At 57.7% G+C, this 21,087-nt stretch carries 20 protein-coding genes; 16 read left to right on the plus strand and 4 right to left on the minus strand.

Annotated elements, in window-relative coordinates; translation table 11 throughout:
• Positions 1-70 precede the first annotated feature (70 nt).
• The 12 genes from Q7J44_RS19790 to Q7J44_RS19845 all read left to right on the plus strand — a co-directional run bounded on the left by Q7J44_RS19790 (position 71) and on the right by Q7J44_RS19845 (position 11,355).
• Positions 71-664 (plus strand): recombinase family protein, encoded by a 594-nt coding sequence (locus Q7J44_RS19790; protein ID WP_304882843.1) that lies wholly within the window; start codon positions 71-73, stop codon positions 662-664.
• A complete protein-coding gene (locus Q7J44_RS19795; RefSeq protein ID WP_304882844.1) occupies positions 661-1,140 on the plus strand; it encodes a hypothetical protein in 480 nt (159 codons plus the stop codon). The genes Q7J44_RS19790 and Q7J44_RS19795 overlap by 4 nt, the downstream gene beginning before the upstream one ends.
• 281 nt (positions 1,141-1,421) lie before the next feature.
• Positions 1,422-2,678: an ISKra4 family transposase gene (locus tag Q7J44_RS19800; RefSeq protein WP_304882862.1), complete on the plus strand. Its 1,257-nt coding sequence runs from the start codon at positions 1,422-1,424 to the stop codon at positions 2,676-2,678.
• 342 nt (positions 2,679-3,020) lie between these two features.
• Positions 3,021-4,175, plus strand: coding sequence for a transporter substrate-binding domain-containing protein (locus tag Q7J44_RS19805; protein WP_304882845.1), 1,155 nt, complete (start codon positions 3,021-3,023; stop codon positions 4,173-4,175).
• A complete protein-coding gene (locus Q7J44_RS19810) occupies positions 4,172-4,843 on the plus strand; it encodes an ANTAR domain-containing response regulator (protein ID WP_304882846.1) in 672 nt (223 codons plus the stop codon). Before Q7J44_RS19805 ends, Q7J44_RS19810 begins: the two co-directional genes overlap by 4 nt.
• Positions 4,840-6,078, plus strand: coding sequence for an urea ABC transporter substrate-binding protein (locus tag Q7J44_RS19815; RefSeq protein ID WP_304882847.1), 1,239 nt, complete (start codon positions 4,840-4,842; stop codon positions 6,076-6,078). Before Q7J44_RS19810 ends, Q7J44_RS19815 begins: the two co-directional genes overlap by 4 nt.
• A gap of 82 nt (positions 6,079-6,160) precedes the next feature.
• Positions 6,161-7,033, plus strand: coding sequence for a branched-chain amino acid ABC transporter permease (locus Q7J44_RS19820; RefSeq protein WP_304882848.1), 873 nt, complete (start codon positions 6,161-6,163; stop codon positions 7,031-7,033).
• Positions 7,030-8,124, plus strand: coding sequence for an ABC transporter permease (locus tag Q7J44_RS19825; RefSeq protein ID WP_304882849.1), 1,095 nt, complete (start codon positions 7,030-7,032; stop codon positions 8,122-8,124). Before Q7J44_RS19820 ends, Q7J44_RS19825 begins: the two co-directional genes overlap by 4 nt.
• Positions 8,121-8,840: an ABC transporter ATP-binding protein gene (locus Q7J44_RS19830; RefSeq protein ID WP_304882850.1), complete on the plus strand. Its 720-nt coding sequence runs from the start codon at positions 8,121-8,123 to the stop codon at positions 8,838-8,840. Before Q7J44_RS19825 ends, Q7J44_RS19830 begins: the two co-directional genes overlap by 4 nt.
• On the plus strand, positions 8,833-9,543 hold the full coding sequence (locus Q7J44_RS19835) for an ABC transporter ATP-binding protein (RefSeq protein ID WP_304882851.1): 711 nt from the start codon (positions 8,833-8,835) through the stop codon (positions 9,541-9,543). Before Q7J44_RS19830 ends, Q7J44_RS19835 begins: the two co-directional genes overlap by 8 nt.
• Positions 9,544-9,588: 45 nt before the next feature.
• Complete coding sequence (locus Q7J44_RS19840; protein WP_304882852.1) at positions 9,589-10,575, plus strand: acetamidase/formamidase family protein; 987 nt, start codon at positions 9,589-9,591, stop codon at positions 10,573-10,575.
• Between the two features lie 18 nt (positions 10,576-10,593).
• Positions 10,594-11,355 carry an SDR family NAD(P)-dependent oxidoreductase gene (locus Q7J44_RS19845; RefSeq protein ID WP_304882853.1) on the plus strand — a complete coding sequence of 254 codons (762 nt, stop codon included), beginning with the start codon at positions 10,594-10,596 and terminating at the stop codon, positions 11,353-11,355.
• Between the two features lie 112 nt (positions 11,356-11,467).
• On the opposite strand, the gene Q7J44_RS19850 is transcribed toward Q7J44_RS19845, so the two are convergent.
• Positions 11,468-13,024, minus strand: a complete 1,557-nt coding sequence (locus Q7J44_RS19850) for an amidase (protein ID WP_304882854.1) — start codon at positions 13,022-13,024, stop codon at positions 11,468-11,470.
• A gap of 296 nt (positions 13,025-13,320) precedes the next feature.
• Between Q7J44_RS19850 and Q7J44_RS19855 the strand changes: the two genes are divergently transcribed.
• Together Q7J44_RS19855 and Q7J44_RS19860 are read left to right on the plus strand one after the other, a co-directional pair.
• Positions 13,321-14,664, plus strand: a complete 1,344-nt coding sequence (locus Q7J44_RS19855) for a transporter substrate-binding domain-containing protein (protein WP_304882855.1) — start codon at positions 13,321-13,323, stop codon at positions 14,662-14,664.
• Positions 14,661-15,248: an ANTAR domain-containing response regulator gene (locus tag Q7J44_RS19860; protein WP_304882856.1), complete on the plus strand. Its 588-nt coding sequence runs from the start codon at positions 14,661-14,663 to the stop codon at positions 15,246-15,248. Before Q7J44_RS19855 ends, Q7J44_RS19860 begins: the two co-directional genes overlap by 4 nt.
• A gap of 12 nt (positions 15,249-15,260) precedes the next feature.
• On the opposite strand, the gene Q7J44_RS19865 is transcribed toward Q7J44_RS19860, so the two are convergent.
• A complete protein-coding gene (locus tag Q7J44_RS19865) occupies positions 15,261-16,169 on the minus strand; it encodes a LysR family transcriptional regulator (RefSeq protein ID WP_304882857.1) in 909 nt (302 codons plus the stop codon).
• 158 nt (positions 16,170-16,327) lie between these two features.
• On the opposite strand from Q7J44_RS19865, the gene Q7J44_RS19870 reads away from it, so the two are divergent.
• Positions 16,328-17,929, plus strand: a complete 1,602-nt coding sequence (locus tag Q7J44_RS19870) for a GMC family oxidoreductase (protein ID WP_304882858.1) — start codon at positions 16,328-16,330, stop codon at positions 17,927-17,929.
• A gap of 44 nt (positions 17,930-17,973) precedes the next feature.
• On the opposite strand, the gene Q7J44_RS19875 is transcribed toward Q7J44_RS19870, so the two are convergent.
• Positions 17,974-18,936: an IS110 family transposase gene (locus tag Q7J44_RS19875; RefSeq protein WP_304882859.1), complete on the minus strand. Its 963-nt coding sequence runs from the start codon at positions 18,934-18,936 to the stop codon at positions 17,974-17,976.
• A 117-nt stretch (positions 18,937-19,053) separates the two neighbouring features.
• Positions 19,054-19,719, minus strand: coding sequence for a DUF1403 family protein (locus Q7J44_RS19880; RefSeq protein WP_304882860.1), 666 nt, complete (start codon positions 19,717-19,719; stop codon positions 19,054-19,056).
• 125 nt (positions 19,720-19,844) lie between these two features.
• Between Q7J44_RS19880 and Q7J44_RS19885 the strand changes: the two genes are divergently transcribed.
• The gene (locus Q7J44_RS19885; RefSeq protein WP_370693042.1) at positions 19,845-20,942 is read left to right on the plus strand and encodes a tyrosine-type recombinase/integrase; all 1,098 of its coding nucleotides are present in this window, start codon (positions 19,845-19,847) and stop codon (positions 20,940-20,942) included.
• The last annotated feature ends 145 nt before the right edge of the window (positions 20,943-21,087 follow it).

Consider the following 21,087-nt stretch of genomic DNA (forward strand, 5'->3'; position numbering starts at 1 on the left):
GCACCCATTTTATGTTCACTTTGGGTATGTTTCGAGATAATGAACACATCATCTCAAAGGCACACCCAAAATGAACAGATCGAGCCCCAAAATCGGCTATGCCCGAACATCGACCGTCGATCAGAACCTCGATGCCCAAATTGAGGCGCTGACAGCCGCAGGATGTGGGATGGTGCGCCAGGAACAGCGCAGTGGCGCGACGCTTGAAGGCCGCCCTGAATTGAAAACCATCCTCGACTTTATTCATCCTGGCGAAACCCTGGTGGTGACGCGGATCGACCGGCTTGCCCGCTCAATGCAGGATCTTCAGACCATCGTTGCGCGGCTGAAAGAAAAGGGCGCGCATCTGGCGGCCACCGAGCAGCCCGTGGACACCTCCACGGCGACGGGCAAAGCGTTCTTTGACATGCTTGGCGTCTTTGCGGAATTTGAAACCAATCTCCGCCGCGAGCGGCAGGCTGAAGGGATCAAGGCCGCGAAACGCAAAGGGGTCTATCGCGGTCGCCCACCCAAGATCGACATGGCCACCATTCAGGCCAAGCTTGGTGCAGGCCTCTCTCCAACGGAAATTGCCCGCGAAATGGGGATCTCGCGCGGTACTGTCTATAAAGCAAAGGCTGAAATGCTGACGGGCAATGATATCATTGAGGGGCGGACTGCATGAAAAAGCCCCCACGCAAGCGACAGCCTTCCGCGCCCAAAGTGCCTGTGCAAACAGGGGCCAAGGTCCCACCACCACGCAACCTGACCCCAGAGCTTTGCGACCGGCTGCGCCGGGACATGATGAAGGCCTGCCTCGCCGTGGCAGAAACCCACGGGCTGACGGTCGAAGGCGGGGATCTCTCGGATATCGATCTGCGCCATAGCTTCGAGATCAGCTTCCGCGTCGGAATCCCGCAAGAGAGCGGCGAGATCTACTCACCAGAGAAGGCCCTGTTCGAGGTGCTCGCGCCTCATTTTGGCTTGGAGCCCGAGGATCATGGCCGCACCTTCCGATCGAAGGATGAACTCTTCCGCATCGTCGCCATCAATCCAAACAGGCCAAAATATCCGATCAGCGCAGAACGCGTCTCCGATGGCCGAGGCTTCAAGTTCCCCGCCGAAAACGTCGTCATGTACCTGCAGCGTTCAGGCGCATAGTTTGTACGCCTTTTGTCCCATCAAACGATCAAATATGCACGCTCGGGCCTGTTACGCCAACACGGCCGAAATCACAGCGCAAAATCATTCCTGATCAGAGCTCTAACTTCGGGCCAACCACTCTGATTGGCAAAGTCTTGTCCGCAACAATGCCCCGCTTGTGTCCACGAACTCGGACAACCTTACCACTGTAGTAGCGCCGCTCATGCTCGCTCACCCAGTGTTCGGTCGGTGTCGCGCGGTCCGATGAGATCACTCGCGGACAACGTTGCGAATTTGAAATCGAGAAGAACTTCGAGGATCTGGCCGACGGTAGCGTTGGCCTGTCGATTGATGACGGCAAAGCGATTCTGGCATCACTTCAACGGCACCTCGTCCAGCAGCAGAGCTCCCTCTATATTCTGTTTCGACGTCATTGCCAGGGATGCGGCGGAACCCGGCCGATCAAGGATTACTCGACCAGAACGATACAGACGGTCTACGGCGCTGTCACCGTGCCAAGCCCTCGGCTGTACCCATGCAGACACTGCATCCCCGGCGTCGACTTCACAATCACCCCTGTTTCTGAGCTCTGCCCAGATCGGGCAACGCCCGAACTGATGGCGCTGAACGCTAAGTTGGGCGCTATGATGCCCTACCGAACGGCGGCGGATGTTCTGGCTGAATTTCTGCCAGAGCAGTCTCCGAAGAGCTTTACGACCCTTCGGCATCGCACCTTGGCAGTCGGGAGGCGTTTGGAAGAAAAAGAAAAGCTGCGTATGTTCCATGAAAAGTCGGACACTCGGGAACGACGCCAAGGCGAACTGCTACTTCCAGGTGATCTTGAGCGGGAGTTCGTTCTCAGCATCGATACTGCACATATTCCGAAGGTTAGAGGGCGTGAAACCCGCAGTTTCGAAGCCGTCATTTGCCATGCGAGCCGGGGCGGCGTGGGAAGCAAAGGCGGAACTCTGTTCGTGTTTCCAGGGACATCACGAACTAGAATGCGCGCAGAAGCGCTGCATGCGCTCACATATCTGGGGTATCAGGGCAAAGGTGAGATCACTGTAATCTCGGACGGTGCGGAATGCTTGAAGCGTTTGAAGACCGCGTTGCCACAGCCAGCAACGCATATCCTCGACTGGTTTCATATCGCCATGAAGCTGCGCCCGATTGAACAGATTGCGGCCAGCGTGTCGCGGCGACCACCTCCAGATGCGCCCGACAACCTTGCTGAAACAGTCGAATCAGTCCGATGGCTACTGTGGAATGGCCAGACAGATCGGGCTCTTGATTTGATCAATCATCTCCTCCGCCTGTCTAAACTGGAGGCCCTTGGCAGCACCATCTGCCACCTGTTCCGACAGGGCCTGATGAACCTGACAACCTACATCGAGCAAAATCGCAGCTCGATTGCCAATTATGGTGAGAGGTACCGTGCCGGAAAGCGTATCGCCTCGACGTCAGCCGAAGCGAGCGTCAACAACCTTGTCGCCAGGCGAATGGTCAAAAAACAGCAGATGCGCTGGACTGAAAAGGGCGCAAACCTGCTCCTTTAGGTTAGCGTTGCAATTGCCAACGGCAACCTCAAAGAACGCCTCGCCTACCAGTCCCCGACACAGTCGAAGCTACCTGTCATTTCTCACTTTGTATCAGTGCCTCTCTTCCAGCGCGCGGCGTGACCCCAGATAATTGAACGGTCCCCATATCGGATAGGTCATTCTTCCATCGTCGCTATTGGGGGCTTGCCGAATCGTTCATTCGGTTTGTAGGCTAATGGTAGCAGCAATGAGCTCAACGCTGAGATCGCTGCGGATTGTACTGAAAATATCGCTCTCATGCGACCTGGCAATGTGGCCTCTGCAGTATCACTGCCAGAGGCTTTTTTTTTGGTAACCCTGATGCAACGACTTGAAGTCCCAACGGGTCTCTTGATCTCACACAGCGGATCGTATGGTGCGGTAAGTCGTGCCATGCTTGCTGGTGCGCTTCTTGCAATTGATGAAATCAATGCAGACCCGACAAGAAAGGTCAGCATAAACCCCGTCGCCATCGACCCGGCTGGCCAGATCTCTGGCTATGTGGAGGGTGCACGCAAGTTGATTCATGAACATCGGATCAGCCATGTTATGGGGTGCTACACATCCTCAAGTCGTAAGGAAGTGCTGCCGCTTTTCGAAAAAGCGGACGCACTTCTTTGGTACCCGTCGCATTACGAAGGGTTCGAAACATCTGAAAACGTGGTGTATGTCGGCGCTGCACCAAACCAGCATATCGTGCCTCTGACACAGCATTTGCTGACCGAGTTTGGTTTGCGTGGCTGGATGGTCGGATCCAATTATATCTGGGCGTGGGAAAACAACCGCATCCTGCGCGAGGCGCTGACGGCATCGCAAGGGACGGTCCTGGGTGAACGCTATTTCACCATTGGTGAAACAGACTTTGAAGCTATTGTCGCTCAAATCATCGCGGATCGACCTGACTTCGTCTTTACAACGCTGATAGGGCAGTCAGGGTTTGTGTTTCTTAATCTGCTGCGAAACGCCTGCAAGGCAGCGGGGATCGAACAGTCTGAAGAGATTCCGACAGCGAGTTGTAGCCTGTCCGAAGCCGAGTTGCCGCTGATCGGAGATGCGATTGAAGGCCATCTGTCTTCTTCGGTCTATTTTTCCACCGTAAATTCTGCAGAGAATGATCGTTTCATAGCTCGGTGGAAGGCGCAGTTTGGTGGCGAGACTCATGCCTCGGCAGATGCTGAAAATGCCTATGCGGCCGTCCATCTTCTGGCCAAAGCGGCAGAACGCGCTGGTAGTGCCAGCTTTAACGACGTCCGCGACGCGGTGCGCGGCCTGACGTTCGATGCGCCTCAGGGCAGAATAAAGGTTGACGAAGAAAATCTGCACTGCTGGATGCGGCCCCGGATAGGCCGATCCCGCGCAGACGGGACATTCGATATCATCCAGGAAAGTCCCGTTGCTGTACGGCCCGATCCCTACCTGACCTGGAGCAATGACAGCCTTGACGTGCGCGGCGCCAAACTGCGACTTGTGAAATGAGCAGGATTATTCACAAGAATTTCCGCGGGCTGCGTGCCTTGTTGGTGATGGGCCCAAACACGGCGCGCGAGGGGCTGGAAAGCGCGCTGGTCAAACTGGGTCTGACGGTTGAGATGTCCGAAATGGCACCTTGCCCGCGCGAAACGTCAGTGAACCATGATCTTGTCTTTTTTGATGCGGATGACGGTGCGGAACCGTCGCTTGAGGGGATAGCGCTACCACTTGTAGCTCTGGTCGGGAGCGAAGCCCCAAGCCGTCTGGCCCGCGTGGTGCGCTACCGTGCCGCCAGTCATATTCTCAAACCATTGCGCAGTTCGGGGGTATTTCTGGCCGTTTTCTTGGCAGTGAACGAGCACAACCACAGATCAAGACTTGAGCAGGAAACACAATCGCTTCGTCGACGGCTCGCAGGGCGGCGTACGGTCATTCAAGCGGTTCTATCGCTTATGGGCCATGGCCTGACCGAAGATGAGGCTTACGAACGCCTTCGTCGCGAAGCGATGGAGCGTCGAATTCCGATCGAGGACATGGCGCGCCTTGTTCTCAGCATTGCTCCCGATGCGGGGCCGGAAAAACTGCGCGCGATAGACCCAATCCGTTTGGGCCTGAAAAACCCGGTGAGCCCGAACATCTGGGCCGATAATCAACAGAGGAGACAGAAAAAATGACACGCAACCGGACACTAAAGGCTTTGCTGGCGAGTGCCGCGTTGGCGCTTTTCGTCAACGCCCCCGCATTCGCCCAGGATGGCCCGATCAAGATCGGCGTTCTGGAAGATCAATCCGGCGACTTTGCTGCCGCAACCATCGTGAAGGTGCATGCCATCGAGCTGGCCACAAAAGAGATCAACGATGCTGGCGGAATCGGCGGGCGGCAGATCGAACTGGTGACGTATGATACCCAGTCCGACAACCGCCGCACACAGGAATTCATGCGCCGCGCCTTGCAATCAGACAAGGTGGACGTTGTTTTCTCTGGTTTTTCTTCAGCCGCCCGCGAAGCGTATCGCCCGATCGTCAATCAGTTTGATGGTCTTGCCTTCTATAACAACCAGTACGAAGGTGGTGTCTGTGACGCCAACATGATCGTCACGGGTGCAGTCCCTGAACAGCAGTTCTCAACCTTGCTGCCATGGATGATGGAGAAATACGGCAAGAACGTCTACACTCTCGCCGCTGACTACAACTTCGGCCAGATTTCCGCCGAATGGGTCCGCAATATCGTAAAGGAAAATGGCGGCACGATGGTGGGTGAAGAATTCATTCCGCTTGGTGTGTCGCAGTTCGGTCAGACCATTCAGAACATCCAGGCGGCCAAGCCGGATTTCGTTGTGACGCTTCTGGTCGGTGCAGCTCAGGCATCGTATTATGAACAGGCAAATTCTGCAAACGTCGGCTTGCCGATGGGTTCGTCGATCAACGTGGGTCAGGCGTATGAGCACAAGCGTTTTACCCCGCCCAGCCTTGCGAACATGTTTGTGACCACGAACTATATCGAAGAGGTGGACACACCCGCCTCCAAAGACTTCGTCGCACGTTTCCGTGCCATGTTCCCCGACGAGCCGTACATCAATCAGGAAGCCGCAAACTCGTACATCGCGGTGTATCTTTACAAGCAAATGGTTGAACGCGCAGGCAGCACCGACCGTGAAGCGCTGCGCGCTGAAATCGCCAAAGGCGACGTGTGCTTTGACGGGCCGTCAGGAAAGACCTGCCTTGACCCGAAAAGCCAGCACATGTCGCACACCATCTATCTGGCACAGGTTGGCGAAGACCATTCCATTACCTTTCCAAAGGTTTGGGAAAACATTCAGCCCTACTGGCTGGGTGATGCAGGGTGCGACCTGACAAAGAACGACCCGAGCGCGCAGTACACGCCTTCGTCGCCTCCTCCGAAAAACTGAACCTACACTGAAAAACCGGTCGGGCGAACCAAAGGGTTCGCCCGACCTCTGATACTCATTTCGACTTTAGGAGACGATCGCAATGGCGCTGTTTCAGAGTATATTTGCCATGCTCTATCAGTTCGGAGACACTTTTGCCTTTCTGGTGATTTCATGTGCCGGGCTGGCGGTGATCTTTGGAATGATGGGCGTCATCAATCTTGCCCATGGTGAATTCATCATGTGTGGAGCCTATGTGACCGCCAGCTCCGTTCGCGTCGGCATGCCCTTGCCGCTGGCCATTCTGACCGGTGCGATTGTCGCTGGAGTAATCGGAATAATCATCGAGCGTCTGGTTATCCGACATTTGTACCACCGTCCCCTAGATTCGATCATCGCGACTTGGGGAATCAGCCTTATCGCAACACAAGGCGTTCTGATAGTTCTGGGTTCAACCATGCAGGGTGTGGGCACGCCCTTGGGCAGCATTACGGTGGGGGAACAATCCTTTTCGCTGTACCGCCTAGTCCTTATGGCCACAGCCACGCTACTGTTGGGGGGGCTGTATGTGCTGTTTTATCATAGCCGCTTTGGCGTCATTGCCAGAGCCACCATTCAGAAACCCAATATGGCAAAGGCACTGGGAGTCAACACAAGCCGAATGTACAGCCTCACCTTTGGACTGGGCGCGGCATTGGCAGGTCTAGCGGGTGGTCTATACGCTCCGACCATGACGATGGTTCCGACAATGGGCGCGACCTTTATCGTCGAAAGCTTTGTCACAGTGGTCGTCGGCGGCGCCGATATCTTTGTGGGCGCGGCACCTGCAGCCGCGATCCTTGCGCTGATCAAAACCGCACTGACAGCTTGGTACGGGCAACTGTTCGGCCAGATCGGACTGCTTGTTACGGTCATTCTCGTCATTCGTATTCTTCCCGGAGGTCTTTCGGGCTGGCTCAAGGGAACCAATCGATGACGCCGACGGATCTTACCCCAAACACACCCGGGCCGCGCAGTACGCTGACGCGATTTCTGTCGCGGCTTGAAGGGCCACAAACCATGGGCCGGGGACCGGCTTTCTGGGCTGCGTTTATTGCCGCAGTGGCGGTCGCAGCGGCCTACCCGCTTTTGGCGGACTCATGGACAGTCGGAAACACGGCCTACTTCCTGATCTGGACTTTCATGGCCATGGGTCTGGGGGTTGTCTGGGGCTATGCCGGTGCGCTCAGCTTCGGTCAGACCGCCTTCTTCGGCGTTGCAGGCTATGCTTATGGTGTTCTGACCCTGAACTTCGGGGCTGCATACGGCTTTACCCTAGTGGCCCTTGTTGCTTCAGTAGGGATAGGGGCGCTGTTTGCGCTCGTGATCGGATATTTCATGTTTTACGGGCGCATCCAGGGCGTCTTTATTGGCATCGTTACCCTGTCCGTCACGCTGGTCCTTGAGACATTCATGGCGCAAACCGCAGCACCGCATTGGCGTATCGGTGATGCGCGATTGAATGGTTTCAACGGTATGTCCGGCATGCCACCCTTGACGCTCCCTTGGCCGGGCGGGGGGCTGGAGCTTTATCCAGGTCCTGCGTTGTTCTATGTTGTGCTTGGCCTTGTGGTCATATGCTACCTCGGACTGCGGATCACACTGAACTCGCGATTTGGCAATGTTTTGGTCGCCATCCGTGAGAATCCGCATCGGGTCGGGATGCTTGGGTATGACGTTCGCCTGTATCAAATGCTGGCATTTGCTATCGGTGGCGGCTTTGCGGCCCTTTCGGGGGTGCTGTATACCGCATGGGGACAGTATATCACGCCTTCAAGCATGGGGCTGACATCGGCGGCACTGCCTATCGTCTGGGTAGCAGTTGGGGGCAGACGCGACATCACCGCGACGCTTATCGGGACCTTGGTCGTTCTGGCGGGCTTTCAATTGCTGACAATCTACGGCAGCCAATATGCGCTGGTTGTCATGGGGGCGCTGCTTTTGGTCACCGTTCTTGCCGCACCCGAAGGGCTGATTGTCGCGGCCATGAAGATGATCGGTCGCATTTTTCAAAGGAGCAAGCCATGACTGAGATCCTGAAGGTTCAGGGCCTGCGCAAGGCTTTTGGAGGCGTGGTCGTAGCGAACGGGCTGGATTTTTCGCTGTCGGCGGGCGCGATGCACTGTCTGATCGGGCCAAATGGCGCGGGCAAATCCAGTTTTTTCCGCCTTCTTTTGGGAGAGCATGCCCCGGATTCCGGCACCGTTACCTTTGACGGGAAAGACATCACAAAGCTTCGGTCATTCGAACGTATTCGGCGTGGCATATCGGTCAAGTTTCAGGTTCCGGGCATTTTCAAGGCATTGTCCGTGCGCCAGAACCTTGAGGTCGCATTTCAAGATCACCTTAAAAGCCAAAGCCTTGACACTACGATTAAGGAGATGCTGGCGTTCACCGGTTTGACGAAAGAAGCCATGACCCCAGCAGGCATTCTTTCACATGGCCAGCAGCAATGGCTCGAAATCGCCATGGCCGTCGGAGTAGAGCCGAAACTGTTGCTACTGGACGAACCAACCGCCGGGATGTCGCCCGACGAAACACGCAAGACCGGGGATATGCTGCACGAATTGAATGCGCGCGGCATTACCATTCTGGCGGTCGAGCATGATATGGCTTTTGTCGAACAAATATCGAAACGGGTCACTGTGCTGCATTTTGGATCAATTTTTGCCGAAGGTACGATTGCTGAAATCGTCGACCACCCGGGCGTACAAGAAATCTATCTGGGGGCTGCCGATGTCTGATCCGCTTCTGAAAGTGACCGGTCTGCGTGGTGGCTACGGTGGGGAAACCGTTTTGCAGGGCGTCGATCTGACCATTGCCCCCGGCGAAATCGTAGCCGTCATCGGCCGCAACGGTGTTGGCAAAAGCACACTTATGCGCACCTTGACGGGGCTTTTGAAGCCAAGTGACGGTAGGATCCTGTTCAATGGCCGGGACATGACATCACAAAGCGCCGATGCGCGTGCACGTGGCGGGGTCGGCTATATCCCCCAAGGCCGCGAAGTCTTTCCCGAACTGACCGTGCGGGAAAACCTGCTGGTCGGCGAAGTTGCCGGACAGGGCCGCGCGAAACCGGACTATGACATGGTCTATAGATTTTTCCCGATCCTCAAAGACCGCAGCCGCCAAAGGGCGGGTACCATGTCGGGCGGGCAACAACAGCAACTTGCCATCGCACGCGCGATGATCGGCAATCCGCGGCTGATGCTGCTGGATGAACCGTCCGAAGGAATTCAGCCCTCGATCATCAAGGATATTGCCCGGAATGTGCGCACCCTCAATCAGGAAACCGGGGTGGCGGTTTTGCTTGTCGAACAGAACCTCGATCTGATTGTTTCGCTGGCTGATCGCGGGCATGTGATGGAAAAAGGCCGCATCGTGGCTGATCTTGGCTTTGACGAGATCCGGTCTCGCCAAGAGGTGCGCAAGCATCTCACCATCTGAACAAATACAAGAATTGACCAAAAGAAACGGGAAGGACTCATCATCATGTCATGGCTCAGCACATCCATCATGGCCCGCAAAGGTGTCGCAAAAGGCGTCGAGGGCGCACGTCACACGATCACCATCGAAGATCAGGGTAAGTTTCACTATGTTTACGGCCCCTATGCCGATCCGGTCCTTGAAGTGGAACCGGGCGCCGTGGTTACGGTTGAGACGCATGATGCGTTCGAAGGCGCGATTACAGAAGTGGTCGACAATCCATCGGCTTTGCTGAACTTCCCCTTTTTAAATCCGCAGACTGGGCCAATTTACGTCAAAGGCGCAAAAAAAGGCGACGCCTTGGCTGTTCGGATCATCTCGATCAAGCCGCGTGGTCCACAGCCAGTTGGCACCACCTGTCTGTTGTCCGAGTTTGGTGGGCTGGTAGCCACAGGCGATACCGCCATGCTGAATGCGCCTTTGCCAGAAAAGGTCAAAAAGGTCAGGGTAGATGAAAACGGCGTCTACTGGTCTGACACACTGACACTGCCATATGAGCCTTTTATCGGAACCATCGGAACCTCACCGCAGATCGAGGCGATCTCGTCTTTGCAGCCAGATTACTATGGTGGCAACATGGATGTGCCGGATGTCGCACCGGGGTCGATCATCTACCTGCCGGTTAATACCGACGGCGGCTACCTGTACTTGGGTGACTGCCATGCCATTCAGGGCGACGGAGAGCTGTGTGGTGTGGCCCTCGAAATCCCGGCAACGGTTGAAATTCACATTGATCTGATCAAGGGTCATGGAAATTCGTGGCCGCAACTGGAAACCGAAGACAAGATAATGTTCATCGGGTCGGCACGGCCTATGGAAGACGCCGCCCGTATCGCATACCGCGAACTGGTACGCTGGGTTGCGGCCGAAACTGGACAGTCGGAAGCCGACGCCTACATGCTGCTGACGATGTGCGGAAAGGTGCGTCTGGGGAATATGGTCGATCCAAAATACAGTCTCGGTGCGTCGATCGAGAAAAAGTATCTCAAATAACTCGCAGGGGACTGTCGAATGGATCTGGGTCTTGGAGGGCTTCGTGCCCTTGTAACTGGAGGCAGCAAAGGCATTGGCCTGCGTTGCGCCGAAATACTTGCAGCAGAAGGCGCGGCGGTATCTCTTTGCGCGCGCACTGCACCTGATGTGGAAAGAGCCGTTTCCAGCCTGAAGGCATCAGGCGCAATCGCGTTCGGAACACCGGTCGACGTATCCGACAAGGGCGCGTTAGAGACTTGGGTGCGCAGCAGTGCCGAGGCCTTGGGCGGAATTGACATCGTTATCGGCAATGTCTCGGCACTTGCCGTGTCAGATGACGAAGACGCATGGAAGGCTGGTTTCGACACTGACATTATGCATTCGGTGCGGTTGGTGAACACCGCCATGCCGTGGCTTGAGAAAAGCAAGGCGCCGTCCATTACCCTGATCTCATCGGTGTCTGGCCGTGAGGTGGATTTCACCGGCCCGGCCTATGGCGCCTTCAAGGCAGCATTGGTTCATTACACAAAAGGCCTTGCGTGGAAACTGGCGGCAAAGGGCATTCGCGCCAACAGTGTGTCACCCGGCAACACCTATTTTGATGGCGGCATCTGGCAGGGAATTGAAACCGGCAATCCCGCGCTTTTCGCCGAGGCTTTGGCCCTCAATCCGACAGGACGTATGGCAAAACCCGAAGAAATCGCGCGCGGCGCGGTCTTTCTGGCGAGCCCCGCGTCCAGCTTTACCTCGGGGACCAACCTGCTGATCGACGGTGCCCTGACCAAAGGCGTGCAACTGTAAGGCCAAACCTGACACCGCAAGTTTTTGCTCGCGGTGTCAGGTATTCTAAAATCCCCGAGCGGTCCGCGCCCCAAATCTGCCAAAACAGGTTTGTGGGGGCGGGCTTTTTTCATCAAATAGCCGCTTTGCGGTGAAGCGTGCTTTGCTCATAGGCATAGGCCATGTTGATGATGGCCGCATCGTCCCATTGGCGGGCAAGGAAGATCAACTCAAACGGCGCACCCGAGGCGTAGTAGCCCGCAGGGACGGTGATGCCGGGAATCCCTGCAATGTTCAGTTCGCCCACCGTAGTTTCCAGAATAGCATCACCCGAATGGAGACCGGGCAATTCGCAAATCATTTGCGGGTAGGCCAGCGCATCCAAATTGTGCTGCGCGAAAACTTGATCTATCAGACGCAGATAAGTTTCTTTCAACGCGGTGAACGCCGGAAGGGCGGGCGGCGTTTCGGGCGATTTCAGCGCCTCGACAAAATCGGGTAGCTCGTGCATGTAACCGAGTATCGCGCCTTTGGCGAAAGGGTTTTCGGATTTCGTGGCCTCGACAAATTCGGCCCATGTTTTCAACGCGGCATCCGGGCCAAGTCGGCGCAGATAGCAAGTCATGTCATAGGGCATCGACTCTAACCCACGACCATCGAAAAACGGGGTGCCAAGTGTGATTTGTCGATATGTGTTGAAGTCCGTGTCGGCAAACGGGTCTTCGACCAAGATTGCCCCGGCCGCGAGCAATTCCTTTTTGGCGCGCTCATACAAAGCAGATGTTTCATCCGACAGTGTGTTTTTACGCCAGCCCGGTCCATAAAGACCGATACGCTTGCCTTGCAGCCCATCGCGCGAAAGATTTGCCGCAAAGCCACCCGGCGGAATATGACCGACAGATGCCAGAGTTTTCGGGTCTTCCGTGGTAAAGCCCGCAATCGCATCAAGACAGATTGCGGCGTCTTCGACTGTGCGTGCAATCGGGCCAACCATATCGCGATTGCCTGACAACGGCACCACCCCCGCATTGGGCACCATGCCAATCGTTGCCTTGATGCCCACCAACCCTTGCGCCGACGCAGGATTCTGGATGGAACCGCCCGTTTCCTCGGCCAGTCCAACCAGGCACATATGGGACGCGACGGCACTTGACGTACCGGCGCTTGAGCCACCCGGAGCGCGATCTTCGATGGCCACATTGATCGTGGGCCCTGCCCAGCTGTCGTTGGCATGTGTTCCCGTCCAGCTCAGGATCGGCACATTGGTCTTGCCCAGAATCACCGCATCCGCAGCCTTCATCCGCGCGGCCACCGGTGCATCGCGGGCTGGCATCAGATCAACCCCGCCTGCGCCGGAATACAGCAATCCCCACCCAGCTGTTGATGGATAGCCAACCATGTCAACCGTATCCTTGATAACAACCGGGATCCCAGCCAGAGGGCCAAGTTTCTCGCCCGCCGCACGCCGACGGTCGACTTCGCGTGCGGTCGTGACCGCGTCGGCACATTCAAAAATAATGGCGTTATACTTGCCGTTAAGGGCTTTGATCTGCGCGATGGATGCAAGGGCAAGATCTTCTGCCGTAAAGGTGCCATCCGCAAAGGCAGTTCGTATCTTGGCGATCGTCAGACCGCCAAGATCCGAAAGATCTGCGCCTTTTACGTCTTTTGGGAGGGTTGTGTTGGCCATGCCAAATCCTTTCTGCGCACGCGAGGCGCACGTAACATCCGGAACCGGCTCCGGAAACCAAGGGTGATTTTCGCGCAAGATACAGCCTGCCAGGCCCAGTGGTCTTGGCTGCTTATTGCGACTGAAACGACTGACCTCACTGTCAGCAGGGATAGGATCTATCCCTTTCCTACAAACGGGCTTCTTTGCCGCGCAACGTTCGTGGCCTTTTAAAACGGCCGCAAGGCGGTCGCCAGTCGAGGGGACGAACGCGAACAAGATGCACAATCCCGCCGCCCGCCGTCAAGACGAAACCTGTGCCTTGGGTGCAAATCTCAATAACGCTGTGGACGTTATTTGACACTGTGGTCCGCTTAGGTCTTGATACTTGCATGATTGAGCAGGGCAGCTCTCCCCCGATTAGAATCGGGAGGGAGCTTTCTGCTTTAACGGGGCTGATCTGGCCCTCTATGACGGATGGATTGATGTCTGAGGCACCATGGAGGATCGGGGTCATCATGTCGCAAAGCGGCGTGACAGGGGCAATCGAGCGCAACCAGCTTGCGGCCACCCAACTTGCAATCGCAGAAATCAACGCAATGGGCGGGGTGCTGGGGCGCAAGCTTGTGGCCGTGTTTCGCGACCCGCAATCCACCCCGGCACTCTACCGCCAGCACGCCCAGGATCTGTGCCGCGATGAGCGTATTCAGGTCATATTCGGTGGACATATGTCCAGCACCCGCAAAGCAATGCTACCCGAAATAGAGGCACACAACGCGCTATTGTTTTATCCAACGCTTTACGAGGGTTTCGAATATTCGCGCCACTGCGTCTATTGCGGCGCTGCCCCCAATCAAAACTCTGTGCCGCTGGTGGATTATCTGCATTCAACCTTTGGAAACCGGCTTTTTGTTGTCGGGTCAGATTATGTCTATCCCCACGAATCCAACCGCATTGTGTCGGACTTGCTCCGCGCAAAGGGCGGTGTCGTGGTGGATGAGGTCTATGTACCGCTGGATTTGCAGCCCGACCACATCGCCATGATCATCGACCGTATCCGCCAACATCAGCCAGACATGATCTATTCAACTGTGGTGGGCGACGGGATCGTGCCATTCTATACCGCATTTCATGCAGCTGGGTTCGATCCACGCCGCCTGCCCATCGCAAGCCAGTCAACCAGTGAAGTAGACGTGGCGCGCATGCCCCCCGGCGTGGCAGACGGTCATGTGATCGCGGCTACCTTTTTCGACACGCTCAGAACTCCGGCGGCTTTGGCGTTCGCGCGGGCCTTTCGCCTTGCCGCAGGCGGGCCGGTCGCGGCAACAGCCCCTGCCGAGGCGGCCTATTTCTCGGTTCACCTGTATGCCGCAGCACTTGCGCTGGCAGGTGATGATGGGATCGAACGCCTGCTGCCCGCGCTTTATGAGGTTGAAGTCGATGCGCCGCAGGGCGCGGTTCGAGTGGACCGATTGACCAATCATACCCACCTTTGGCCGCGTGTCGCCCGGATCTGCGAACAAGGCCCCTATGAGATTGTCGGCCAGCCCGCCCAACGCGTGGCACCCGACCCTTATCTTGTCAGCATTTCCAGCATCGACGATGAACGTCAGCCTTCGGATTTCAATTTCACCGAGTCACGTTTCAGGGGTTTGCAATGACATACGCCTTTCTCAAGGATTTGCGGAACCTGTCGGTCGTTGTCTTGCATCCGCTGGATGACGAAGGCCTTGCTTTGACCGAGCATTTGCGCCGGATCGGCTGTGCGCCGCAGCTGTTATGGCCCGTACCTGACAAGCTGCCGCGCCATACCGACATTTTGCTTGTTGCCATCGTGGACGACCAGCGGGACGCGCTGCGACGGCTGTTTCGCAACATGGGCAACCCTACCCCGACCATTCTGGCCATCGTCAGCTATGAAAACCTCGCAACGCTGCAACTGGTGCTTGAGAGCGGCGCCATGGCAGTGATCGGCCGGCCGATAAAGCCCTTTGGTCTTTTGACCAACCTTGCTATTGCACGCAATATTTGGTGCCAGACCCAGAACTTGGCCCGTGACGCGCGGCGCTACAAACGCAAGGTCAACGGTGAACAGGTCGTCAGTCGGGCAAAGACCATTCTGATGGCCGCGCGTGGAATCGATGAGGATCAAGCGCACCGTGATCTGCGTGCCCAGGCAATGAGCCGCCGCCTGTCGATCGAAGCAGTGGCCGAAGAAATCATAAGCACGGCCTCGGCGCGATAGCATCTACCGGCGTCATTGCACGCCAGAGCGCAACAACAGCCTAGAGGAGTGGTGCGTGATTTCATCCGTCATAAAGGCCATGATGGCACGTTCGCGGCGCATCTGTCGCGTGTCGGCGTGGCAGGTCAGCCAGTAGCTGCGTCGTAGACACACTTCGTCGCCCAATACAGGCAAAAGATCGGCCATGTCTTGCGCCATGTAACAGGGCAAGACACACAGCCCCAGCTTTTGCCGCGTCGCCGCAAGTTGATTGAAAATACTGGAGCTTTTGAAGGTCGGGCGCAATGCGCTGTGGATCTCGGCCAGATAATCCAGACTTGGCGTAAAAAGCGTCTCCTCTACATACCCAAAGAACCGATGATGCCGAAGATCGTCGCGGCTTTTGATCGGTTGATGCGCGACAAGGTAGTCGCGCGCGCCGTAAATGCGCAGATTGTAATCTGCCAGATGCTCGGACCGGTAAGCACCCTTTGCAACGGGATCGAGTGTCACAGTCAGGTCGGCTTCACGGCGCGACAGGGACAAAACTTGGGTCATGGTGATCAGTTCAAGCGAGATTGCGGGGAAGCGATCCAGAAAGCCCGCCAACATCTGATCGGCAAAAAAGCTGGAAAATCCTTCGGGCACCGCAATCCGAAAGCTGCCCGCAAGGCCGGAACCCGCGACCTGCCCGGCGCTTACGCCTTCGGATGCCTCGTCCATACGCTCGGCCGCGGCAACCAGACGCCGACCGCTGGCGGTCAGCTCGTATCCACGAGCACTCCGCTCAAACAGACGCTGGCGCAGTGATGTTTCCAGACGCTCAATGCGACGCGCCACTGTCACATGCGACGACCCGAGTTGGCGCGCGGCACCCGTCAGCTGCCCATCGCGCGCCAGAGCGAGGAAAAACTGCATATCATCCCAATTGAACCGTGTCATATTGTTCATAATCGTTCACGTAATGTCGGAAATCAATCCGCCGCCTCCGATTGCATGCCCGCTTTATTTGCCCCACTCTGCCGAGATAGCGAATGTCCTGCGGTTTCACGCACAATTATGAACACGGCGACGCATCGGGCGGAACAAAAGGGGCCGTAATGGAAAGCTATGATTATATCGTGGTTGGCGCGGGCAGTGCAGGCTGTGTGCTGGCAAACCGCTTGTCTGCCAATCCCAAAACCCGTGTTCTGCTGCTAGAGGCTGGGGGCCGCGACACCTACCATTGGATACATATTCCCGTCGGCTATCTTTACTGCATTGGCAATCCGCGCACTGACTGGTGTTTCAACACTGAGGCTGAACCGGGGCTGAATGGACGCTCGCTGCTCTATCCGCGCGGCAGGGTGCTGGGTGGCTGCTCGTCGATCAACGGCATGATCTACATGCGCGGCCAATCGCAAGATTACGACAACTGGCGCCAGATGGGGTGCACCGGCTGGGGATGGGAGGACGTGCTGCCCTTGTTTCGTGCACAAGAGGATTATCACCTTGGATCCAATGAGATGCATGGCACAGGCGGCGAGTGGCGGGTTGAAAAGGCCCGGCTGCACTGGGATGTGCTGGATGCGTTTCGCGACGCGGCGCTTCAGGCAGGAATCTCCCGAAATGACGACTTCAACCGGGGCGACAATGAAGGCGTCGGGTATTTTGAGGTCAACCAAAAGCGCGGCATTAGATGGAACACCGCAAAGGCTTTTCTGGGCCCTGTGAAAATGCGGCCCAACTTGCGCATCCTTACAGGCGCGCTGGCCGAACGGCTGATCATCGAGGAGGGTGAGGTTCGTGGCGTCACCTTCCACCATCAAGACCAACGCAAGGATGCCCGTGCCATGCGCGAAACCGTGCTTTGTGCAGGGGCCATCGGTTCACCCCAACTGTTGGAACTTTCAGGTGTCGGGCGCGGCGATGTGCTCTATGCGGCGGGAATAACCCCTCAACTGGATGTCGCGGGGATTGGCGAGAATTTGCAAGACCACTTGCAGTTGCGTCTTGTCTACAAGGTGCATGGCGTGCCCACGCTGAACGAAAAAGCTTCAAGCGTTTTCGGCAAGGCTGCAATCGGGCTGGAATATCTTTTCAGGCGATCGGGGCCCATGTCCATGGCGCCCAGTCAGTTGGGCATTTTCAGCCGCTCGGGGCCGGAAAAGGCCAGCGCTGATCTGGAATGGCATGTACAACCCGTCAGTTTGGACAAATTCGGTGATCGGGTGCACCCCTTCCCCGCGATCACGGCAAGTGTCTGCAATCTGCGCCCGGAAAGCCGGGGCTCGGTTCATGTCAAAAACGCCGATTTTCGCGCGGCACCTGCGATCCGTCCGAACTATCTGTCAACCGAAGGCGACCGAGATGTTGCCGTGCGTGCCATACGGATGACCCGCGAGATTGCGGCACAACCTGCTTTCGCACGCTACCAGCCACAGGAATACCGGCCCGGCCGCGCCGCGCAAACCCGAGATGATCTGGAACGCGCCGCGAGCGAGATAGGCACTACGATTTTTCACCCTGTCGGCACCTGCAGAATGGGCGCGGATCAATCCTCCGTGGTTGACCCTCGACTGCGCATGCGGGCCTTGGGACGCCTGCGGATAGCGGATGCGTCGGTGATGCCTGTCATTACAAGTGGCAATACCAATTCCCCAACAATCATGATCGCAGAAAAAGCTGCAAGAATGATTTTGGAGGATGAGCGTGCTAATTAACGCATGAAGTACTGTGAGTAAATGGGAGCGCCTAGCAACTGTGTTTACGCGACCGGGTTTTGTCGCCATGGGACACCCGTTTTGAGGATTGCGTTTGCGATCGTGACCAGCCTGCGAGCGATGGCGACAATGACGAGCTTGTGCGGCTTGCCCCGCATTTTGAGGTGCTGCGCGACCGGTTTGAGAACCGGATTGTGACAAGCGGCGGCAAGTGCGGCTTGGAACAGGACATGTCGCAGTGCTCGCCGTCCTCCTGCGATTGCCCGTCTGCCTCGCATCGTTCCACTGTCGTGTGGGACAGGTGCAAGACCGGTCATGGCCGCGGCCTCGCCAGATGTCATCCGGCCGAGTTCCGGCATTTCTGCAATCAGCATGGCCGCGGAGACCGGACCAATCCCGGGGATAGACCGCAGAAGCCGCGCTTTTGCTGCCGAAGTTTCCTCCTGCGCAATGACGCTTTCGATCCGTCGCTCAAGCTCACTGATCTGGGCGTCCAGCATGGCCCGGAGGTCCGCATCCATGCCCTCGACGTCGGCCGGGACGTCTTGCTTCCTGCGCGCCGCGATCTGCGCCGAAAGCCGCTTCCGCATGTCCACAATCTGCGCCCTGCGCGTAGTCAAACTCCTGAGAATACGCAGATTCTCGCTTGGCAGCCCTCGACCGGCATCTGGTCGGAACTGCATGAACCGGGCAATCATCTCGGCATCGATCCGGTCTGTCTTCGCCCGCGTGCCCCGGGAAAGGGCAAAGGCCTTGATCTGTGCCGGGGGCAACTGGCTTGCATCGATCCCCGCCGCAACAAGCGTCGCCCAGAGCACCCATTCCTGGCCGCCGGTCGCCTCAAACCCGATCTTGACCGGGCCAGGCATCTCCCGGATCGCCGCGACCAGCAGTTCGTGGCCCTCTGCCGAGTTCGCCAGTCGGAACCGCTTCTCGCTGGGAAGGCAAAGCCCATCCAGCCAGTCACGGGACACATCTATCCCGACCACAGTCGTTGCTGTTATCATGTCACTCTCTCTTCCTTATGGTTCGCGGTCCCGGAAAACGGGCCGCCGTCAACTGTTCGAGACGGTGAGGAGAGGCGGGATCAGCCTGCTAGAAAACGTGGTCAGGCCACAAGATGTTCAGCGCTGTATCCAACCCCGTCGCCGGTCCTGGCCGGGAGCGGTGACGGGGTATCTATAGCAGGGCCGAGACACATAAGGTGTTTGATCCCGCGTCTTCAGGGCCAGCGACAGAAGCGGCGGGACATGATCCTGCCCCAGTGCCTTCGACAGCACGGCATCGGCCAGGATCAGGGCCGCCGTCTCGGCGCGGGGGGTGCCTTCCAGCACGGTTTCGATCCCCTGCGCCGCTCGGTCCACCGGCGTTGGCCCGGTGGCATCAAGGCAGAGGGCGATCCGCGCAGGCGTAACACCCTCGAGCGCGCGGCCAAGCCCCGCGACCGAGATTGGCCGCGCCACAGCCTGCGTCCATTGCCGCAAGACCCGCCCCGCCGGGCCCGGATCGTCGCCGGATCGTGTCAGATGCAGTGCATCGCGCAGGTCTGCCGCCGAGTCGCGCCGCCCCGATAGTGCTAAGCAAGCCGTGGCCGCTGCCAGTGCCAGCCGCGCGCGCCACAAGGCTTGCGGCACAGCGTCATTGCGCACCGCCAACCCCACATATGTCAGCGCGGCACCAGACCGAAATGCCGCGTCTTCAACGGTTTCAGCCCGCGCTGCCGTCACCCACGATGGCATCTGGTGCAGATTATCCGGGCCAGCGTCATGAAGGGTGGGGATATTTCTCATGCAAGTAGCCTAGTCTGGCACGGCGCTTATTGCCGGATATGTCGATCTTAAGCGCCCTGCCATGGGAAACCTTTTATGTCCAATAAGATTGCATTATCGGACACAAAGAAGATATGCTACGAAGCATGACCGAAACACCCGAGAAATCGCCTTCAGAACCCCCGGAACGTCCCGATCGGCCTGAAGGGAACGACAGCGCGGATATGGTGCGCGACACGATCGCCCTGCCTTCCCATGTCGCTGGCTCGGGCACTCTCGACCGCCTGGTCGAAACCGCGCGGGACTATGCGCGTCAGGCAGCGTCGGAGAATACGCTGAAGGCCTATGCCAAGGACTGGGCCCATTTCGCCCGCTGGTGCCGGATGCGCGGCGCGGACCCTCTCCCCTCGTCGCCCCAGTTGATCGGCCTCTACATCGCCGATCTGGCAGCGCCGGGCGGCAGGTCCCCTGTCCTTTCGGTTTCCTCGATCGAGCGCCGCCTTTCCGGCCTGGCCTGGGGCTATGCGCAGCGCGGTGAGCGCCTCGACCGCAAGGACCGGCACATCGCCACTGTCCTCGCCGGCATCCGCCGCAGGCACGCCCGCCCTCCGGTGCAGAAGGAGGCCATCCTGCCGGAGGACTTGCGCGACATGCTGGCCACCCTGCCCCACGATCTGCGCGGGTTGCGCGACCGGGCGATCCTGCTGATCGGCTTTGCCGGTGGCCTGCGCCGTTCCGAGATCGTCTCCCTTGATCACGGCAAGGATGACACGCCCGACAGCGGCGGATGGGTCGAGGTGCTGGAGGAAGGCGTCCTCATCACCCTGCGCGGCAAGACCGGCTGGCGAGAGGTCGAAATTGCCCGCGGCTCGTCCGAACAGACCTGCCCGGTGCATGCCCTGACACAGTGGCTGCATTACGCGAAGATCGACTTCGGCCCAATCTTCGTCGCCACGTCCCGCAACGGCCTGAAAGCTACGGGCGAGCGGTTGTCGGACAAACATGTCGCCCGGCTGATCAAGTCCTGCGCCCGCGAGGCCGGGCTACGCCCTGATCTGCCTGAAGCCGAGCGCGTGCGGCTGTTCTCGGGCCATTCCCTGCGTGCAGGCCTTGCCAGCAGCGCGGAAGTTGATGAGCGCTATGTTCAAAAGCAGCTCGGTCATGCCAGCGCAGAGATGACCCGCCGATACCAGCGACGCCGCGACCGGTTCCGGGTCAACCTCACCAAGGCCGCGGGCCTGTAAGCCCCCTGCCCTTCCGACGAGTTTTTGCTGAAATGCCAAGCTGCAACCTGATCGCTCAGGTTTCACCTAACCGCTTCAATTGAAATCGGGAAACAAACGCGACACACAGAGAGCATCCTTGCATCTTTTTACAAACGGTCGTTTA

It is taken from the genome of Pseudotabrizicola sp. (assembly GCF_030656345.1).
In the GTDB taxonomy this organism is placed as follows: Bacteria; Pseudomonadota; Alphaproteobacteria; order Rhodobacterales; family Rhodobacteraceae; genus Pseudotabrizicola.

Excerpts from the sequence above, each read along its gene's own strand:
- Q7J44_RS19880 (WP_304882860.1), bottom strand. The coding sequence starts at position 19,719 with ATGAGAAATATCCCCACCCTTCATGACGCTGGCCCGGATAATCTGCAC.
- Q7J44_RS19825 (WP_304882849.1), top strand. The coding sequence starts at position 7,030 with ATGACGCCGACGGATCTTACCCCAAACACACCCGGGCCGCGCAGTACG.
- Q7J44_RS19870 (WP_304882858.1), top strand. The coding sequence starts at position 16,328 with ATGGAAAGCTATGATTATATCGTGGTTGGCGCGGGCAGTGCAGGCTGT.
- Q7J44_RS19790 (WP_304882843.1), top strand. The coding sequence starts at position 71 with ATGAACAGATCGAGCCCCAAAATCGGCTATGCCCGAACATCGACCGTC.
- Q7J44_RS19830 (WP_304882850.1), top strand. The coding sequence starts at position 8,121 with ATGACTGAGATCCTGAAGGTTCAGGGCCTGCGCAAGGCTTTTGGAGGC.
- Q7J44_RS19860 (WP_304882856.1), top strand. The coding sequence starts at position 14,661 with ATGACATACGCCTTTCTCAAGGATTTGCGGAACCTGTCGGTCGTTGTC.
- Q7J44_RS19875 (WP_304882859.1), bottom strand. The coding sequence starts at position 18,936 with ATGATAACAGCAACGACTGTGGTCGGGATAGATGTGTCCCGTGACTGG.
- Q7J44_RS19865 (WP_304882857.1), bottom strand. The coding sequence starts at position 16,169 with ATGACACGGTTCAATTGGGATGATATGCAGTTTTTCCTCGCTCTGGCG.
- Q7J44_RS19850 (WP_304882854.1), bottom strand. The coding sequence starts at position 13,024 with ATGGCCAACACAACCCTCCCAAAAGACGTAAAAGGCGCAGATCTTTCG.
- Q7J44_RS19805 (WP_304882845.1), top strand. The coding sequence starts at position 3,021 with ATGCAACGACTTGAAGTCCCAACGGGTCTCTTGATCTCACACAGCGGA.
- Q7J44_RS19795 (WP_304882844.1), top strand. The coding sequence starts at position 661 with ATGAAAAAGCCCCCACGCAAGCGACAGCCTTCCGCGCCCAAAGTGCCT.
- Q7J44_RS19820 (WP_304882848.1), top strand. The coding sequence starts at position 6,161 with ATGGCGCTGTTTCAGAGTATATTTGCCATGCTCTATCAGTTCGGAGAC.
- Q7J44_RS19835 (WP_304882851.1), top strand. The coding sequence starts at position 8,833 with ATGTCTGATCCGCTTCTGAAAGTGACCGGTCTGCGTGGTGGCTACGGT.
- Q7J44_RS19840 (WP_304882852.1), top strand. The coding sequence starts at position 9,589 with ATGTCATGGCTCAGCACATCCATCATGGCCCGCAAAGGTGTCGCAAAA.
- Q7J44_RS19885 (WP_370693042.1), top strand. The coding sequence starts at position 19,845 with ATGACCGAAACACCCGAGAAATCGCCTTCAGAACCCCCGGAACGTCCC.
- Q7J44_RS19815 (WP_304882847.1), top strand. The coding sequence starts at position 4,840 with ATGACACGCAACCGGACACTAAAGGCTTTGCTGGCGAGTGCCGCGTTG.
- Q7J44_RS19845 (WP_304882853.1), top strand. The coding sequence starts at position 10,594 with ATGGATCTGGGTCTTGGAGGGCTTCGTGCCCTTGTAACTGGAGGCAGC.
- Q7J44_RS19810 (WP_304882846.1), top strand. The coding sequence starts at position 4,172 with ATGAGCAGGATTATTCACAAGAATTTCCGCGGGCTGCGTGCCTTGTTG.